This window comes from Neobacillus sp. PS2-9 (genome assembly GCF_030915525.1).
GTDB lineage: Bacteria > Bacillota > Bacilli > Bacillales > Cytobacillaceae > Neobacillus.
Genome location: NZ_CP133269.1, coordinates 442,533 through 460,090 on the forward strand (window position 1 = coordinate 442,533; position 17,558 = coordinate 460,090).

Annotated in this window: 16 protein-coding genes; 9 read left to right on the forward strand and 7 right to left on the reverse strand. The window is 37.7% G+C overall.

The window, feature by feature from the left end; genetic code table 11:
* Positions 1-54 precede the first annotated feature (54 nt).
* From RCG25_RS02255 to RCG25_RS02270, 4 genes are read left to right on the forward strand one after another with little or no spacing between them, the layout of a single operon-like run.
* Positions 55-936 carry a carbohydrate ABC transporter permease gene (locus tag RCG25_RS02255; protein WP_308082051.1) on the forward strand — a complete coding sequence of 294 codons (882 nt, stop codon included), beginning with the start codon at positions 55-57 and terminating at the stop codon, positions 934-936.
* Positions 937-939: 3 nt separating this feature from the next.
* Entirely contained in the window at positions 940-1,788 is an 849-nt protein-coding gene (locus RCG25_RS02260) for a carbohydrate ABC transporter permease (RefSeq protein WP_308082053.1), read from the forward strand.
* 13 nt (positions 1,789-1,801) lie between these two features.
* Positions 1,802-2,794, forward strand: a complete 993-nt coding sequence (locus RCG25_RS02265) for an SIS domain-containing protein (protein ID WP_308082054.1) — start codon at positions 1,802-1,804, stop codon at positions 2,792-2,794.
* A 3-nt stretch (positions 2,795-2,797) separates the two neighbouring features.
* Positions 2,798-3,712 carry a carbohydrate kinase family protein gene (locus RCG25_RS02270; RefSeq protein WP_308082056.1) on the forward strand — a complete coding sequence of 305 codons (915 nt, stop codon included), beginning with the start codon at positions 2,798-2,800 and terminating at the stop codon, positions 3,710-3,712.
* Between the two features lie 727 nt (positions 3,713-4,439).
* Here RCG25_RS02270 and RCG25_RS02275 read toward each other — a convergent pair.
* From RCG25_RS02275 to RCG25_RS02285, 3 genes are all read right to left on the reverse strand, one after another.
* Positions 4,440-4,958: a competence protein ComK gene (locus RCG25_RS02275; RefSeq protein ID WP_308082057.1), complete on the reverse strand. Its 519-nt coding sequence runs from the start codon at positions 4,956-4,958 to the stop codon at positions 4,440-4,442.
* A 138-nt stretch (positions 4,959-5,096) separates the two neighbouring features.
* Complete coding sequence (locus tag RCG25_RS02280; RefSeq protein WP_308082058.1) at positions 5,097-5,363, reverse strand: helix-turn-helix domain-containing protein; 267 nt, start codon at positions 5,361-5,363, stop codon at positions 5,097-5,099.
* Positions 5,364-5,672: 309 nt separating this feature from the next.
* The gene (locus RCG25_RS02285; RefSeq protein WP_308082059.1) at positions 5,673-6,179 is read right to left on the reverse strand and encodes a sigma-70 family RNA polymerase sigma factor; all 507 of its coding nucleotides are present in this window, start codon (positions 6,177-6,179) and stop codon (positions 5,673-5,675) included.
* 861 nt (positions 6,180-7,040) lie between these two features.
* On the opposite strand from RCG25_RS02285, the gene RCG25_RS02290 reads away from it, so the two are divergent.
* Both RCG25_RS02290 and RCG25_RS02295 read left to right on the forward strand, forming a co-directional pair.
* Positions 7,041-7,193: a hypothetical protein gene (locus RCG25_RS02290; RefSeq protein ID WP_308082060.1), complete on the forward strand. Its 153-nt coding sequence runs from the start codon at positions 7,041-7,043 to the stop codon at positions 7,191-7,193.
* Positions 7,194-7,207: 14 nt separating this feature from the next.
* Complete coding sequence (locus RCG25_RS02295) at positions 7,208-8,521, forward strand: polysaccharide deacetylase family protein (protein WP_308082061.1); 1,314 nt, start codon at positions 7,208-7,210, stop codon at positions 8,519-8,521.
* Positions 8,522-10,037: 1,516 nt separating this feature from the next.
* Here RCG25_RS02295 and RCG25_RS02300 read toward each other — a convergent pair.
* From RCG25_RS02300 to RCG25_RS02310, 3 genes are all read right to left on the reverse strand, one after another.
* A complete protein-coding gene (locus RCG25_RS02300) occupies positions 10,038-10,310 on the reverse strand; it encodes a hypothetical protein (protein WP_308082062.1) in 273 nt (90 codons plus the stop codon).
* 215 nt (positions 10,311-10,525) lie between these two features.
* The gene (locus RCG25_RS02305) at positions 10,526-10,996 is read right to left on the reverse strand and encodes a hypothetical protein (protein ID WP_308082063.1); all 471 of its coding nucleotides are present in this window, start codon (positions 10,994-10,996) and stop codon (positions 10,526-10,528) included.
* A 135-nt stretch (positions 10,997-11,131) separates the two neighbouring features.
* On the reverse strand, positions 11,132-11,641 hold the full coding sequence (locus RCG25_RS02310; RefSeq protein ID WP_308082064.1) for a hypothetical protein: 510 nt from the start codon (positions 11,639-11,641) through the stop codon (positions 11,132-11,134).
* 1,001 nt (positions 11,642-12,642) lie between these two features.
* On the opposite strand from RCG25_RS02310, the gene RCG25_RS02315 reads away from it, so the two are divergent.
* The 3 genes from RCG25_RS02315 to RCG25_RS02325 all read left to right on the forward strand — a co-directional run bounded on the left by RCG25_RS02315 (position 12,643) and on the right by RCG25_RS02325 (position 15,531).
* The gene (locus RCG25_RS02315) at positions 12,643-12,792 is read left to right on the forward strand and encodes a hypothetical protein (protein WP_308082065.1); all 150 of its coding nucleotides are present in this window, start codon (positions 12,643-12,645) and stop codon (positions 12,790-12,792) included.
* A 531-nt stretch (positions 12,793-13,323) separates the two neighbouring features.
* Positions 13,324-14,568 carry an ATP-binding protein gene (locus RCG25_RS02320; RefSeq protein ID WP_308082066.1) on the forward strand — a complete coding sequence of 415 codons (1,245 nt, stop codon included), beginning with the start codon at positions 13,324-13,326 and terminating at the stop codon, positions 14,566-14,568.
* 90 nt (positions 14,569-14,658) lie between these two features.
* Complete coding sequence (locus RCG25_RS02325) at positions 14,659-15,531, forward strand: hypothetical protein (RefSeq protein WP_308082067.1); 873 nt, start codon at positions 14,659-14,661, stop codon at positions 15,529-15,531.
* Positions 15,532-16,499: 968 nt separating this feature from the next.
* On the opposite strand, the gene RCG25_RS02330 is transcribed toward RCG25_RS02325, so the two are convergent.
* Positions 16,500-17,429, reverse strand: coding sequence for a polyisoprenyl-teichoic acid--peptidoglycan teichoic acid transferase TagU (locus tag RCG25_RS02330; RefSeq protein WP_308082068.1), 930 nt, complete (start codon positions 17,427-17,429; stop codon positions 16,500-16,502).
* Between the last annotated feature and the right edge of the window lie 129 nt (positions 17,430-17,558).

The following is a 17,558-nucleotide window of genomic DNA, read 5'->3' on the forward strand; positions in this document are numbered from 1 at the left end:
GCGAATATAAATGCTCCGTTTTGTCCATCTCCATTCAATTAGAAGGAGCTAGCTATGAAGAAAAATAGACCCTTTTATTACTTGTTTCCTAGTTTTTTTGTCATATTGGGCGTTATTTTCATTCCCTTACTTTATGCATTATTCATAAGTTTTATAGATTTAACGAAGAATGTAAGAAAATTAGATAATCCAGATTTATGGAATTTTGTCGGTTTTGAAAACTACAAAAATGTGCTGACTAGCAGTGAGTTTTTCCCATCTTTATGGAAAACTTTCTATTTTACAATAACTTCTGTTGGATTTGAGTTTGTTATTGGTCTTGCCATTGCTCTAATTTTAAATGAACAGTTTAAGGGCAGAGGAATTGTCAGAGGCCTAATGCTTATACCTTGGGCGTTTCCAACCATTGTAAATGCTGTTTTGTGGAAGTGGCTTTATGATGCAGATCATGGTACCATTACAGGCTTATTTGCAAAGCTAGGATTAACTGAAGGCTATGCCAATGTATTTGCCAGTTCTTTTTCAGCTATGAATGCAATTATCGTGGCGGATGTCTGGAAAAACACGGCGTTCATTTCCTTAATCTTGCTTGCTGCTCTACAATCCCTTCCGAAAAGTGTGTACGAGGCGGCAAATGTGGATGGGGCGAATGTTTTTAGAAGATTCTTCAAAATTACCTTGCCGCTTTTAAGCCCGGCTATCATGGTTGCATTGGTGATGCGTACGATGGAAGCCTTTAAGGTGTTTGACATCATTTACATTATGACTGGTGGTGGTCCGGCAGGAGGAACGAGAACTCTATCCTTCTTAACCTATGAATCTTCGATGATGTTTTCGAAATTCAGCTACGGGTCATCCATTGCTTTAATGATGTCTGTCTTTATAATGATTTTCGCTTTGATTTATATTAAAATCCTATATCGAAATGTGGAGTAGATTATGAAAAGAACAAGAAAACAACAAGCATTAATATACGTCGGTGTCATGGCAGTCTTGGTGTTTACCCTTGCTCCAATATTCCTGTTAATCATGGCCACGTTTTCTTCAGGTTCAGATTTAAATGAACGAACATTGCATTTGTTTCCTGCTCATTGGACATTTGACAACTATTCACAAATTTTCTCTGGGGAAGCAAGTGATGGCAGTTTACCACCATTTTTAACAGCCATGAAAAACAGTTTGGTTATCTCCTTATCTACTACACTTTTATCACTATTTATTGGAGTATTTGCTGCATATGCGTATGCACGGTTTCGCTTTCGCGGTCAAAAGCCATTATTGATTTCCATTTTAGGGTTCCGGATGGTTCCAGAGATTGTCCTTCTTATCCCTTTGTATGTCATTTTCGCGAGAATGGAAATGATTAATCAACGGTCAACATTGGTGTTGATCTATACGGCATTAAATCTGCCTTTTGTGATCTGGATGATGCAAGGATATTTTAGGGCAATTCCTGAGGCGATTGAAGAATCGGCATTAATCGATGGAGTATCTCGATTAGGAATTCTATTTCGTTTCGTCATTCCATTGTCTATTCCGGGGGTCGTTGCTACAGCTATCTATGTGTTCCTCTTATCATGGGATGAATTTATGTTTGCAAATATTTTCACCTCAACGTATGATGCCAAGACCATTACAGTTGCTATCTCGGAATTCTCGAAACGGGGAATGGTAGACTTTGGTATGCAGATTACCGGAGGTTTCTTAGCTTCAATACCACCGATTCTATTAGCATTATTTTTCCAAAAATTTATTATCAACGGCCTATCAGAAGGCTCAGATAAATAAGGAGTAATCTATTATGAGTAAATTCTTTGCAGAAGTAAACCAACAGCCAAGTGTCATTCGTGAGACGATTCGTTTAAATGAAGATGTCATCTTAAAACCAACAAAGCCATTTCTATTTACAGGAATGGGCAGTTCTTTAGCTGCATCTGAGCTTCTTGTATCCTACTTAAATCATTTTGGTATTCAGGCTTCGGCTATCGATAACTCTGAACTGCTATACTACTATTCCGATGAATTTCTAAATAAACATCAGGTATTTGTTATTTCGCAGAGCGGTGAGAGTTTCGAGGCGATTGAACTTGCCAAAAGATATCCAAATATTACTGCGATTACAAATTCACCGGGGAGTTCATTGGCTGAAAAAGCATCCAGGGTGCTTTACACGGTTGCTGGCAAAGAGGAAGCAATTGCATCATCTAAATCATTTACGACTACTGTGGCTCTTCTGCTTTTATTAGGTTCCAAAATTGTTGGGGGAGATTTAGCGGCAGATTTATATCATGCTGTTGATATTCTTGAGGGGCAATTTGTCCGAGCAAGCGAATATCAAGAACAAATTGGAAAATTTATTAACCCAAATCATCCATTAGTTTTATTAGGACGCGGACCTAGTATTTATACGGCAAGACAAGGTTCTTTAACACTTAAGGAAACTGCTAGAATGTACGTGGAAGCTTTGTCAGCCCCACAATTCCGCCATGGTCCTTTTGAATTAATTAAAGAAGATTTACAAGCTATTTTCTTTAATCCAGAAGGAATCACTCATGATATTAATCAGAAATATGTCCTTGAAATGGCAGAGTTAGGTGCAAAGGTTCTTTATGTTTCAGATGAAGCACTTGAACACGAAAATATCTCTTCCATTGTCATTCCGTCTGTTAATGAGTTTGTCAGCGTGATTACTTATTCGTTCGTTATACAGCTTGCGGCAGTGGAGCTTTCAAGTCAGCGTGGATTAGTTGCAGGCGAAGCTGAACTTATTAGTAAAGTGACAAGGAAGGAATAGACTATGATTAATTTAATTGGATGCTTAACTGCGGATTTAATTTTGGCACAGGTTAAGGATCGACCAGACTTTGGGGAGGAGCACATGGTTGATGATATGATCATTCGCCCAGGTGCTCTTGCAAACACCATTTTCCCCTTGGCACAATTAGGTGTTAAGCAAAATGTCATTTCTTCATTAGGAAAAGATGAATTCGGCGAAAAGATTTATCAGGAGTTACAGCCCCTCATTGTTGATAGCATTACCAGGACAGACATTCCTACCGCTTTATCTGTGTCCGTGGTTAACCATGTAGGGTCTCGTTATTTTGTTACGTATGGTGGCAATCTTTTTGATTTTACTAAAGAGATTGTGGAAAAGGCACCTGGTTTTGAGAAGGCAAGAGCTACGATGTTTTATGGATACTTCCTCATTCCGAATTTCGGTGTGGAGGCAGCTGCCGATTGCCTAAGACGTGCAAGGTCTTGCGGCCAGATTACTTTCTTTGATGCCAATTCGGCTATTGATGGCTGGAGTGAAAAAAGCCGACAAGAAATCATTTCACTATTACCTTATATCGATTACTTTATGCCGAATGATGAGGAATTACTATTTCTTACAGGGTTAGATAGTATTGAGGAATCAATCAAATTCTTAATGGCTAATGGTGCAAAACAGGTTGTGGTGAAACGTGGCAGTAAGGGAGCATCCCTATATAGGGATGATGAAGCACTTCACCATGAGGGATATCCGACGACAGCCTATGATACAACTGGGGCAGGAGATAGCTTTAATGCTGGTTTTATTTACAAACTTCTGAATGGTGGCAGTTTCTCGGATTCTCTTGCGTGCGGTAATGCCTTAGCAAGTATTGTTGTTTCCAGAAAAGAAAATCGCTATCCTGAAATTCAGGAAATTGAGGAGAGAATTAAGGTTTAAGCTGAGTAGGGTCAGAACACTGGCTTTGCACGCATTGAAAAATAACACAAAAATGTAATAAAAAGTAGTAACTGAACATAAAAAAACTCCTATTGTAGAAGGTATAGACCTTTGTTATGTTCCCTGAACAAACAAGTCTTCTACAAAGGGGTTTTTTCGCGGAATTCCGGTGCCTAGTACGAAAAATCTTGTTTCACAGAAATTGTTCCACAGTGGCTATGGTGCCAGGCACCACCCGTAGTTCCCGTGCCAGGCACCGCCCGAATTTTGTCGAAGAATGATAGACCTTTATGTGGATTAATAGTGATAGAATGTAGTTGCAACTGAATATTGTTGGGGTGGTGGATTGTTGCGCTTCTTTCCGATTCGGGAGGGAGGTGATAATCTTGGAAACATTTCTTGAAATTCTACGAGAAGTTCTGAAGGGGATTATGCGTGAAGTTAGTGCATATTTCTTTCGGAAAACAATTCTAGAACACAAGAAAATCACCCTGCGCCGTAGGAAGCAAAAGGGTGATTCTCACAAAAAATAAACCTTAAACAACCATCACCCTGAAGGTAGAGGTTGCAATGGAGAAGTGTTAGAGCACTTCTCTTTTTTATTATATATCCATTATATACAAAAACATTCCCATTTAAAAGTGGCAGGAGACCGAGGGGACGGTTCTGGTGGTTTTTTCCTTTTTCGTGATGTCTAAAAAAGCCAGGAGAACCGTCCCTGTGGTGTTCAATGCTGTTTCTTTCTCCCTTTCTTTCGTTTCTTTGGATCAAGAAGAAAGACGACCGGATGTTTAGGTGGGCCAACGGTCAGGTCTTGTAACTGCTCTGCGTTTTGGATTTTTGTGTTGAATGATGAGAGTTTAGTTGGAACGAGTATAGAAGAACCGTTGCTAAGTAGAACGTTTGTTTTTAGAGTTAAGCTTCTCGTTCTCTTGATGTGGAAGGGGTTGAACCAGATGGTATCTTCATGCTTGTGTGTTCTGGTTGGAAACACGACGATCCGGTCGATGGGATTGACCAGAATGGGACACATATAAACATCACCAAGAAGATCTCTAGATGTTTCAATGGCTCCGCTTAAATTATACCCTATACATTTGATACTAAGAGCGAGAATTTCTAACGGGGACATGTCGACAAGGAAGGTCCGATTAGTTTCGTGAACCTCCGTGCATGTTTTCCCAAAGCGGTCATTATGTCCCCTCATGTACATGTAATCTGGTGTGATAATATACTGTTTTTCCATAAACAAACAAGGTTGCTCCTTTTGCAGCCATTCTGCGGAATTTTTTTAAACGGAACTACGGGTAGTGGGTTTTTTAAGGTATTGCTAACTAGCTTCATTCACCACCCTTCTATACTATGAAAACGTCCTTGCCTCTAGTTAAATATCTCCTATTTCAGGAAAATCCCCCTCTTCGTATCGTTTGTCCAACATTTTTCCTACTATATCTGTAAAGGTAGAAGGAGGAACTTCTAGAATCCTTGCTAGTTTCATAATGGCGTCATAATTGGGTAAGACTTTATTATTCTCAAGATTGCTCAAATGTTTACGGCTTACCCCGGAACAGTCTGCTATTTCATCTTGTGTTTTACGTTTCCCCATACGTAACCTTACGATTAATTCCCCAATGGTCTCGTGATTCTTCAATTGGATTTCTCCTTTTTAAGACCATTAAATAGTTTATAAGATTAGATAGACACGTCGCCACGGTTACATTATTTGGTGATGGTAAAAATAGTTTCCTAAGGTAAAGTTTTGACCCGTAAACAGGATAATTATTTTAAAATGGACCAATTAAATCCTTTGAAAATGCATATATCACCCCAATAGTTGTTTGGTATGAAAGAAAAGTAGAATATTACAAATTTATGAATTTTTCTAAAAGAACCATGGGTAAAGCTCTTGAAGCCTGAGATTTACCCCGTTTTCATAGACTGTTTCCTAAGTAAGAATGGTTTAGTTCAGAGGCATATTTCTTAATTTCTGTAATGCCCCTATCTTCCATTGCTTCACGGCTGAAACAGACACGTTTTCTTCAACCGCCAGATCCTTCATGGATTGATCATGGAGGATGACACCCACCACCCATTTTGTTTCTTTTTCTGTCAGTCCATGGCAATAAGAAAGCAGAATCTCAGCATCAAAAGGGATGTCAGGATTTTGGTCCTGTACAGTTTCCCAATACTCTTCTTTTGGATAAGTGACCATGGTCTCATCCTTATTTTTTTGTGACAGCTCCATTAGGAGTTTCCCTTTTATATAGGTATACGCATAGTTGGTGAAGCTTCCTTTTTCTGGGTTAAAGCGATTGTCTGCCTCCCAAAGGGCAATTAATGCTGCTTGATAGAATTCATCCAGGTTGCGGTAAAGATGAAGAGAGTGCATGATTTTATGAATCATAGGGTTATACTGCTCGACTAACTGATTAAAGCTATCCATTGCTGGATCCTTTCGGGACAGCATGCTTCCGGTTTATTCCTAGGTAGCTTAAAGATAACGAGAATAAAAGTTTTAATCGAATCGAGCTTTTTCATTTTTGAAAGGGAAAAGCGGAGGAAAAGAGTCCCTTTTGGCCACAAAAAACAAATTTGAAGCTGTTTTTTGCAAACTTGAACCGTTTTGATATGAACTTGGACCAGAGGGACGGTTCTGGTGGTTTCCTTTGGTTTAAAGTAAAATCCCGAAAGGGATGAAATAAACGTAAGTAGTAAGGCGCTTTAGGAATAAATTATTATCTAAGCTATCGGGAGTGGACAGAGCCATGGGAACCATTCCAGGTCCCTGCCTAATAATCGTCACAATCACCACTTTGAGTTCATTTTAATGAAAGAAAAGATCAAAAAAACTGTCAGTAATCGACATTCTTTTTGGTGATTTTAAAGCAAGAAACTAGTCTTTACTAGGATTTATCCTTCTATTAACTAAACGTTTGATTAGTATCGGAAAAGAGTGAAAGTAACAGGAATGTGTCGGTTGAAGAGAAAAGACAAGGATCTTGTGGAATGGTAGGGTAATAAGCGGATCAATCACCGACATTCTTTTTAAGTATGTTTGTCCGGGAATATGTATAGGGAGCTGTTCATGTTTGTTTTAATTAATCGTTTAGTTAGTATAGCTGATAGGGAGAATAGGTGAAATATGTAGGTTTATAGGGAATGGACCGCTGGGACGGTTCTGGTGGCTTTACCCTCTTCGAGGATTTTTATGAGCCAAAGGAACCGTCCCTGTGGTATAGAGATTTTCGTATCAAACTGAGGGAGTTGAAGAAGGAATGTTATAATAAAACATCGAAATTAACCTAAGATAATACAATTGGTGGTTATTATGCAGGATAAACTAAAAGATTTTCTTAATGATGAACCTTGGTTGATAATTGATGAAAGCAAGGCAGATTTTCTTAATAAAAAATTAAAGAAGAACTTTCTCCTAATCATCTTTTTAACGGAAAAAAAGTTGTTGCAGTGTGCAGATCAATAAGGTGGAGGGATTATATGAAAATAACCTCAATTATCATTTTGTTATTTTTACTTCTAGTTAGTTGTGGGCACCCAGATGGCGTAAAAAATAATAGTCAAAAAGCCGAACAGCAGCACCAGGATGAAAATATAGACCCTAATAAAAACGAAAGTAAGGGAAATCAAAGCCAATCATCGAAGCCGCAAACCGTTGTGACGGTTCAACAAATTGTTTCTTTAGCATCTACTGGCCATGTGATTAATAACCCTTTTGCTTCCCTCCAATCAACGTTTTCTCAAGTGAAAAAAGCCTGGGGTGAGCCTGACAAGGTAGACCAGGTTGGGAATAGCTATTACGCAACCTATTACAAAAAGTTTGCTGTATTTGGCTATACCCGTGAAGATCAGATTTTTGACGTACGTACCAATGAGCCCTCTATTCAAGACCTTACTTTAGCTGATATTAAAAAAGCAATGGGAAACCCGACAAGTACGACATCTTTCCAAAATGACCAAATTTACACCTACAACCTTAATAAGCGCTATCAGTTAAAGTGGATTATTCCTACATCTACTAATAAAGTAGATCATATTTCAGTATATAGCCAGGTCGAACTTTCCAATGTCCCTGAGAGCTATATTCTATCCATAAAAGGAACTTCCCAAAATCTTTCCTCTTCTGCTTGGGAAAGTATGTTAAATTGGCGTCAATTAATACTCTCTTTTCCTAAGAGTTACCCTCATGATGTATTTGTCAATGGTCCTAATAAGAAGATGGTGGCTCTTACCTTTGACGATGGTCCGGATAGAATCAATACTCCTAAAATTATTGCTGCATTGAAAAAAGAGAACGTGAGGGGAACCTTTTTCTTCATAGGACAAAAAGTCCAACAAAACCCAGATATCGTGAAATCAGCTTATGATTACGGAAATGTTATTGGGAGTCATAGTTACCGTCATCATGAATTGACAAAAGAAAGTACTGAAGGTATCCGAAAAGATTTAATTAACGCATCTAAGGCTATTCGTGGAGTTATTGGAAAGTCACCAGCTCTATTAAGGCCACCATTTGGAGATACCGATACAAAGGTTATTACTGTTGCGCAGGAACAACAATACAAAGTAATTATTTGGTCAATTGATACCTTGGATTGGTCACAGAAAGAACAAGCACATATCGAAAAAAATATTTTTGATAACGTACGTAACGGAGATATCATACTCATGCATAGTGATGATGACAAAACAGAAACCACAAAAGCAGTTCCGACGATTATAAAGGAACTAAAAAGGAGGGGGTTTGAATTAGTAGATGTTGCCACCTTATTAAATACCAATCCATATCATTAATGAGGAAGACCAAGGGGACGGTTCTGGTGGTTTTATTTGTGGGCTTAGAGAATCCTCTCTTTGTGGTTTCGTAACATTGAAAGATATATTATTCTGTCCCACCACAGTATTGATACTGTGGTGTTTTTTATGGAGGAATGGATATAGTTTAGTAGTTGGCGAGTAAAATAGGGATAGTGACGAGTAAAGTATGAAGGTTGAAGAGTAAAATGAGAAATAGACGAGTAATCGTAAATTTAGACGAGTAAACCTCTGAAAGTGACGAGTAAAGTTGCTGTGGGGACGGTTTCTGTTTAAGTTTTCTCAGTAGATGCAGCCAGCTCTCGACAGTTTTTTCGCAGTTATTGCAGCAAGAATGAAGTGCTTTCAAGGACTTTAGCTACTTCTTATCAAACGTTTGGTTAATATCGGATGAGAGGAGATAAACGAGAAAAAAGTCGTTTAAAGAGAAAAGACCATTATTTTGTTGATTAGAGGAGAAAATGGCGAGTAGGGTACCGACATTCTTTTTTATTCCTATCTGGAAGGAAAGCGCAAGATAGTGGAGATTATGCCCTTTTTAACTAAACTATTGATTAGTATAGCATATAGGGGGATTTGTGGAGTTTTGGTGCCTAGTCACGCCCCGAAGACCAACGGGACGATTCCTGATCTCTGCATACCAATCATCGCTGTCTCCACCTTGAGTTCAATTTTATAAATGAAAATCAAAATAACAGTCAATAGTCGACATTCTTTTTGTTCATTTCAGAGCAAGAACCAATGTTTACTAATACTTTCCCTTCTATTAACCAATCGTTTGATTAGTATCGGAAAAGGTCGAAAGTTATAGAATATAGTCGGTTGACGAGAAAGGACTTGGATTTTGTGGAAGGATAGGGAATTTTCGTGGATAGATCATCGACATTCTTTTTATGTGATTTTGGTTCGGAATATGTAAAGGGAGCGATTCGTAACCATTTTAATTAAACGTTTAGTTGGTAAAGCAGATAATGAAAATAGAAGAAATTTGTAGGATTATAGAAAACTAACGAGGTTAGGGGCTCTGAAAATGTGCTTCAAGCTGTGGAATTGGATACCTTGCCTGTCACCGCCTGAAAAATCTTGATTAACAGAAATGTTTCACATGGAGATGTTAGTTGGGAAAAATGGGGAATCCTGTACATAGCTTGCTGCTAAATAATTTGGCTGATAAACGACTGCGAAATAATCAGTACTAGTTGAGTTTTGTTCAGTTATCGTAATTCATGCCAAAGACGACATAAAGTTTGATATGTTTTAAAGAGGAATGTAGAGCTGCATTATTACATTTACGTCGCTCTTTTTTCCAACAACGACAAAAATAAAAAGCCCTATATAGGACTTATTTATTTTAATACATACTCCCAAGTGCCTTCAGAATCTTCACTCTTTGATTCCTAATGTAACACTTCGTTAGCCTTATGCCTGCATAGGTCATGTACGGGTTGATAAGGGGAATCCTGAGAGAGAGGTTTACCTACTTTATTCGACTCCATTATTTATTTTCTATGTTCGTTAATTTTACCATTACCCGTCTTAATTCTTCTGTTAGTAGCTTGTTTAATTGCTCACTCTGTTCAATACGATCTTCGTTCTGTTCGATTAGTTTCGCCAATGCTAAGAATAAAAACCCGCTTATTAGGCTACTTAATGCGGTGATTAAGCATGCAATTGCAGTAGTGTCGTTGTATGTATTAAATGCCACGATAAGACAAATAACCCCAACTACGAATATAACGAAAGCTATAGATTTAATTAATTTGCTCATGATGTTCCTCCTGTTGTCCATTTTTATTCATTATACATCAACTTTTGATTAAACGTTTAGATGGTATAACAGTGTATTTCCATGCCTGGCACCCCCCGAATTAGCATCAAGTGGACCGATCTGATGGATCTTTAATGATAGGGACAGTTTCATCCCCTAGAGAACCGTCGCATGGCACTTTGATGTTGGAGGGTTTCCTTTTTCATGATACAAAATTAACAATTATTCATAGTGTTTTCAAGAACCTTTGGAATATCAAACTCTATCTCAATTGACTGTTGAAATTCCGTATCTTCGTAATCGGACAAATAGATTAGTATTGAATGAATTCCTAAAATAGACTGAGCCAGGTACATGAAACGCATCTGTGGAACTCTAAGCACATCCTTTGCCTTCTTTACCTCCTCAAAGAAACAAGTTTCCAAATTGAATATGAACATATCTGGATTTTCAATGGAGTAGTCCGTCTCTACCAATATTTTAACGGCATCTTTGAACTGATTGAGTTTTTCCTGACCGGTCATAAGAGAAATGATGTCATTGTATCTCTTAAATTTAGAGGTTCTGGATAAAAGGTTAAATTCGTTGGTGATTGTATAAAACCCCTTATCACGAAAATATTGCTCCGTTACCCATTCTCCAAAACCATAGCCGTTGCTTACACCAGGGCCATTCCATGCAAGCATGAAGGAGGGGACAATGGATTAGTCTCTTTTCTTCCAACTTTGAAGTAGTTCTTCCTCATAAGGGATTGTCAGTTTTCCAATGATCATAGATGGCATAATCGGCGCTCTCCTTCACAAATGTTCCCAATCGTAAAGCTACTCGTTAATGGTATAGCTATAAATCTCGTATGTCATCGTGTCTAATTTGCTTGTCCATCGTAAACCCGAAATTTCAGGTAGCAGGTCTCTGTGATCTCCCCAATTCAAAATATGAATATCCTGTAGCTCGGCATCCCGTATAAGTGATAGACTCTTTGAGTTGTAGGCTGGTTTGTGTACATGGATTAGGAGTTTTTCGGCCAGATCTATTTCCTTTGACCAAATGGCCTCCGCGGGTGTATGTTCCCCAGCTAGACGGCCAGCATAAATCTTAAGGTGGTTGGAGTCGTTGGTATTCCACCAATTTTCTTGTGACACTCTCTTCCCAATGGTTTGCTGGTCGGCTTTACCTATATATAATAAAACATCTTTTCCGTAGACTAAGTGTTTCCCGTAGATTTGATAGATTCCATAGTCATGAGAATTATTGGTTAAGAGATGTAACTCATCTAATGTAAATGGGCCTTCCCAATCAATTTGGATTAGTTTCATTGTTCTTTTTCGCATGATGGTCTGGTCTCCTACATCGTATTTGGGCTCAGTTATAACTGATGTTTTCAAGTGTTTGAAAAATAAAGGGAAAAATTCCGCTTAAATAGGGAAATACCCATATTTCCCTTAAAATAGAGGGAGTTTTTCCCCTTTGATCAAAAGGCGCTGGATTTTGTCTTATTTAGAGCAGTTAAGGGGAAATTCTCCCCTTATTTCTGCTGCTTAGGTGTCCTCTATAAACAATAGCCGGAAAATTCTCCGCTTATGAATTCATTCTTATACAAAAATCAGCAATGAATGTTAATAGAACCATTTTTATAGAAATATATTTATATGAAAATTATACCAGTGGTGAGAAGGTAATTCTAGTCTTCTCATTGGCTATAAGGGGAGAGTCTGATCTATCGCACCTGGGAGGAAATGGGGTGACTGTGACCTTTCAAGGTCGCTGCTTAACAAGCTTCGCAGTCACTGGTTTGGGTTCATTTTTATAAAAGAAGATTTTAAAAAAATGCGTCAGTGGTCGACATTGTTTTTGAAGATTTCATGGCAGTAATCCAATGTTTACTAGGGTGTACTCTTCTATTAATCAAACGTTTGTTTAGTCTCGGAAAAGAGTGAATGTAATCGAATGGAGTCGGTTGATGAGAAATGGCTTGTGTTTTGTGGAATTGTAGGGAAATGTAGAAGATGGATCATCGACATTGTTTTTATGTAATTTTGGCTAGGAATGTGTACAGGGAGCGGTTTGTGGGGCTTTTAATCAATCGTTTGATTAGTATAGCAGATAGGGGAAAAGGGTGAAGTCTGTAAATCAATCCTGTGACAGGCACCACCCGAATTTTTTCGAAAAATGATTAATTTATTAATTTCCGGTGCCTGTCACGCCTCAGAATTTGTCGAAGATTGATAGGTTATAAGAGTGGTGGAAAGTGATAGAATAAAGTTGCAGCTGAATATTGTTGGGGTGGTTGGTTGTTAATCTTCTTTCTATTTTAGGAAAGGAGGTGATAATCATGGAAACATTTCTTGACATTCTACGAGAAGTTCTGAAGGGGGCTACGCGTGAATTGAGCGCTTATTTCTTTCGGAAAAACATTCTAGAAAACAAGAAAACCGCCCAACGCCGTCGTAAGCTAAAGGGTGGTTCTCAAGAAAATCAATAAGCTATTTGACAACCACCACCCTGACGGTTGAGGTTGCAGGGAGAAGTGTTGACGCACTTCTCCTTTTTATTATATATCCATTATACAAAAAAATATTCTTGTTGAGAAGGTGATTTCTGGCTGCTGTATTAGATTTCGTGCCAGGCAAAACCCGGAATTTATAATCATGGAAACATTTCTTGAAATTCTACCTGTGTTTGGAAAAATAAGCGGAAAATTTCCGCTTAAGTTGGGAAATATCCTTATTTCTATAAAAATAAGGGGAGTTTTTCCGCTTATATGATCAAAATCGTTGGTATTTTGTCTTATTTAGAGCAGTTAAGTGTAATTTCTCCGCTTATTTGATCCTCTTAAGCTACCACTTTATAGAATAGACGGAATTTCTCCGCCTATGAATTCACGTAAATCAACAATGAAGAGTAAAAGAGTATTATATTAAAAATTCCACTAAATTCCTTATTAAATTAGATTGTTGGAAGGATAGGAAAGTCTTAAAATAAAGGGATAACAACGTTTTTAGGCGGTGGCTATGTGGAACTGGTTAGGGATCTGTCCTTCAATCTTGCAATCATCATGCTTCTATTATTTATTTTTAATCTTTGGGTTGAACGGTACTATAAGAATTCCCTTCCAAAGGTTTTAGGTATTTTTGGGTTTCTCTTATCAATCATGATTTGTCTAATATTTTCAACAAGACATTATGGAGTCATGGTAGATTTAAGGCAAATTCCCATTCTTATAGGTGGGTTTTATTTTGGATTTGGGCCACTATTAACTTTCTTTTCGCTCTTTTTTAGAGGGGTGTTTTTTGGATTTGACAGTGCTTTTTGGAGCGTTCTACCGCTTTATATCCTTTTAGCCATTTGTTTAAAGTATGCTCACCCGTGGTTCCTTAAGCAAAACGCAAAAAAGAGACTTTGCGTCGTGCTTACCACTGCAGTGATTATGAACATACTAATTTATTTTGGTCTATTGATTACTGGACATTCTGCTGATGGGCTTAAGGATGTTATGATCACCACTATTATTCAGTGTATCGGCACCTGTATGATTTCCTACTTAATTGAGGAAATGAAACAAAATAAGTTTCTTACTGAACAAATGGTGAAGTCACAAAAAATTGAATTGGTCAGTCACATGAGTGCAGCTATCTCTCATGAGGTTCGGAATCCACTAACAGCTGTTAATGGTTTTTTACAGCTTGCTTTAGAAGATCCGAAAATGGAAGACAATACAAGGGGTTATATTCACATCGCGTTGACAGAACTTCATGCTGCTGAACAAGTGATAAAGGATTATTTAACAGTTGGACAACCATCTTTGCAGACCATTGAGAGGTTTGATCCCACTGAAGGACTGAGAAAGATTATTAAATCCTTACAACCAATGGCAAATATGAATTCAGTTGAGCTAAGCATTGAGACCATTGAACCTTGCTTAATACTTGGTGATAGAAATCGATTTCGTCAATGCTTCCTAAATATAGTAAAGAATTGTATAGAGGCTATGCCAAATGGCGGAAGGTTATGTATTGATACTGAAGTATTAAATAACGAAGTGAAAATACAGATTACTGATTCTGGGATCGGTATGACACAAGAACAGATTAACCGATTAGGCGAGCCCTATTTTTCTACAAAAGGGAAAAAAGGAACAGGTCTTGGACTTATGGTCTCATTTAGTATTATTCGGGAGCTAAAAGGCACCATAAAAATTAAAAGTACAGTAGGAAAAGGAACAGTCTTTGTAGTTACTCTTCCTGCTGTAGATAAGTAGAGTGGGGACAGTCCCCCAGCGCTTTAACGCGCCGGGGGACTGTCCCTGTTTCACCTATTATTCATTTGCCCATAAACTGATGGTGGGGTGATGAATGTGTTACTACGGAATCAAACGGACCAAGCTGCCTATCATCAAAAATATTTTCGTCCATCTAGTTTACCAGCTTTAAATTTAAGATTTACCACTTCGAAGTTCTTGCAACCGTTTGTTGAAAAAACACACGACCCAATTCAGGTGCCTGCAGAATGGACTCAAACCCCTGAAGACACTCTTCTCAATTATTTTAGTATTTTGCGTGAGGCCGAGAACATGGGAGGGCGAAGCTGCGGAACGGTTGGTCATGCACGAACTCCATTTCCACTGGCCTACAATTTTTTATCTAAAGAGTATCAAAAAAAGTTACCTTATGAAGACTATTTTCATTCGTTTGCTGGGATTGGGCATACGAGTTTGATCAAGCTCTGTCGGGTGCCAGATGGAAAACGAGGCATACGTTTTTTTTATGAGATTGAGACAATTGAAGGATTTAATGGTAAGAGAGCGGAGTATTTTGGTTATTCTTACGGATTTATTCAGCTTGTTCACGGACAAGAAGGGTATCGGATTGCAGATTTGCAGCAGTTTCCGGAGGATTTTCTATGCGCACCGTACCATCTTTGGCAGCATGATGCAGAAGCAGTTATTGATATTAAATATGGATATTGGTGCAAGTTGGTACAGAAAAGATACCCAACGATAAAAAATGGGTATGTTAAGCATATTTATTTTCACGGTAACGATGGCGCTGATTATCATTTTATATTCTTTACATTAACAAATGGAACTGACATCGAAATCGCACAATTTCGCAAAAAAGGCTCTAAAAAGTGGAAACAGGTGAAAATGAAGCCGGAAGAAGAGTGTTTAACGGAAAAAGGAAGAAACCACGGGGACGGTTCTGATGGCTTTTTTCCTCATTGAGCAGTTTTATGTATCAAGAGAACCGTCCATGTGGCATCCTTGCTTAACAATTATGGCAGTCACCATCTTGAGTTCATCTTTAAAGCATAAATCAAAATAACAGTCAGTAGTCGACATTCTTTTTGGTGATTTCAAAGCAAGAAACCAATGTTTACTAATACTTACCCTTCTATTAACCAATCGTTTGATTAATATCGGAAAAGAGCGAATGTTTTAGAATGAAGTCGGTTGAAGAGAAAAGACTTGGATTTTGTGGAAGTGTAGGGAATTTCGTGGATAGATCATCGACATTCTTTTTATATAATTTTGGTCAGTAATATGTACAGGGAGCGATTCATGGTACTTTTAATTAAACGTTTAGTTGGTAAAGCAGATAATAAAAATAGAAGAAATTTGTAGGTTTATAGAAAATTAACGAGGTTAGGGGTTCGTAAAATGGGCTTCAAGCTGTGGGATTGATAAAGTTGCAGCTTAATATTGTTGTGGTGGTTGTTTCTGTTAAATAAACGTCGTAATCACCACCTTGGGATCAATTTAATTAATGGAAAGATTAAAACAACAGTCAGTAGTAGACATTATTTTTGACGATTTCAAAGCAAGAAACCAATGTTTACTAGGACTTACCTTTCTATTAACCAAACGTTTGATTAGTATCGAAAAAGAGCGAATGTAATAGGAATAAGTCGATTGAAGAGAAGAAACAATGATTTTGTGAAAGGGTGGGGTAACGGGATATTGGTAGCCTACCTTAAAATAACCTAACTAAAGAACTCCTGCTTATCAATTACACCTATTTCAATATAAATAGATTGCTGAAATTAACTAACTATAAATTTAAAATCTTATTAAAGCAATGAAGGGATTATCCCATTATATTTAAGTGTTAAGAGAGTAACTGCATCTAAGGTCCTAAAAAAGGGTCAGCCCTCGCTACTTTACTGCAGCGGTGAACTGAACCCTTGTTTTTATTATTTATTTTCTATCTCTAATTGTTTCTTCAAAACACTCTGTACTCGCTGTTTTTCCTCTGTAGATACAATTCCATAATAAATTTTATTGATTTTAGTTCCTTGTTCCTTTATTTCCATTTGCTGAATGTCGTTTGCTACGTCTTTATAATTCTTTTGAATGTCTAGCATCTGTTCGAAAGTAAGATTCGTTTTTACATTGCTACCAAGTGCTTTGAATATGTTTGAGTAATTAGTTAAGCTAGATAAGCTCGCGCCTTCCTTAATAACGCCTTGAATAATTTGGCGCTGTCTCATTTGTCGGCCGAAGTCTCCTCTTGGATCTTCATGTCTCATTCTTGAGTAGCTTAATGCTTTCGAACCATTTAAAGTTATCGCACCTTTAGGGAATTCATATCCACCCTCAGTAAATTGTAAATCATTTTGTACGGATACTCCGCCAACCGCATCAACAATATCTTTAAAGCCTTCCATATTAATTTGTACATAATAGTCAATCGGGATATCAAGGAAGTTTTCAACAGTATCCATGGCCATTGGAACGCCTCCGAAGGCATACGCATGGTTAATTTTATCCTCTTTCCCTTTTCCCACAATCTCTGTTCTAGTATCACGTGGAATACTTAGCATCTTAACAGAATGATTGTTCGGATTAACAGTTAACACAATAATCGAGTCTGACCGACCACGATCACCTTTGCGTTCATCCACTCCTAACATTAATACAGAGAAAGGATCCTTCTTCGATAACTCAACAGGCCCCTGACGTTTTTCCGATTGTTTACGCTCAATTGGTTGGTGCATAGTTTCTACCGCATTTTTAAGAGAATGATAGACAGAATAAGTGTAAATTCCAACACCGATAAAGAGAATTAGTAAGATAATTCCCGTTACTTTAAGCCATTTTCTCTTCTTTTTTTCAGTTTTCATCCTTTAAATCCTCCAAGATGTATATTAATCTATCAATAATATATGGTCCGAAAGTATTTTACAATTTTTTCAAATTAGTACTTTGATATTATAAACCTTTATTACTGTAATAGGTATTATTAAAAATAT